Annotated in this window: 1 protein-coding gene; it reads right to left on the reverse strand. The window is 41.2% G+C overall.

Annotation, left to right across the window (positions count from 1 at the left end):
* Positions 1 to 219: 219 nt before the first annotated feature.
* Positions 220 to 690 (reverse strand): transcriptional regulator ArgR, encoded by a 471-nt coding sequence (argR, locus tag R7P74_RS25680; RefSeq protein WP_005430583.1) that lies wholly within the window; start codon positions 688 to 690, stop codon positions 220 to 222.
* Positions 691 to 835: the final 145 nt, after the last annotated feature.

Genomic DNA, 835 nt, shown 5'->3' on the forward strand with positions numbered 1-835 from the left:
AGGGTATGGTGATTGATCTTTGATTTAATTCTTTTTATAACAGTTAGTTAGGTGTGAATAAGGCAAGATGGTGAAAAAGATCAATTGCGTGATATTAATCACAAAAGTGGTGAGTAAAAAGTAGTCGCGTGAAGCAATTTGTTTACATAAATAATGGGCTACAAAATAGTATTTCTTTCATAGCCCACAAAGAGTTACTTAAACCAATGTTCGTCGGTCTCAGCCTGTGTACTCGAATAGCTCACATACAGACTTGAACAATTGTTCAGTTGATACTGGCATTGTAGGGGTAATAAAAATGGTATCGTCACCCGCTACTACGCCAAGAATACCCTCGGATTTACCTAACGAGTCGAGTAGGCGAGCAATAAGCTGTGCTGCGCCAGGACCTGTGTGAATGACAACCAATGCCGCATTGTGATCGATGTCTAAAACCAGTTCACGTAGAGAGCTGCTTACTGTTGGTACGCCCAGCTCAGCCGGTAGGCAGTACACCATTTCCATTTTTGCGTTACGAGTACGAACAGCACCAAACTTGGTCAGCATACGTGAAACTTTAGATTGGTTAATGCTTTCAAAGCCTTGCTGCTTGAGTGCGTCAACAATTTCACCCTGTGAGCCAAAGCTCTCTTCTTTTAGCAGGGCTTTAAAGGCGCGGACTAGGTTATCTTGTTTCTCTGAATTGCGCATAGTCATTATGATTCTCTTAGTACGTGTCAGCAATTTTGCATATTCTCGCATATATATTCATGCAGTGCCAAAAAGTCCCGGCATTCTGTTAGTTGCATCACTGTAAACCATAAACAGAACAGGATTCTTTAAGATTATTCAACCA

Source organism: Vibrio sp. 2033 (assembly GCF_033339735.1).

Coding starts and splice junctions, on each gene's coding strand:
- argR (WP_005430583.1), bottom strand. CDS start 690: ATGCGCAATTCAGAGAAACAAGATAACCTAGTCCGCGCCTTTAAAGCC.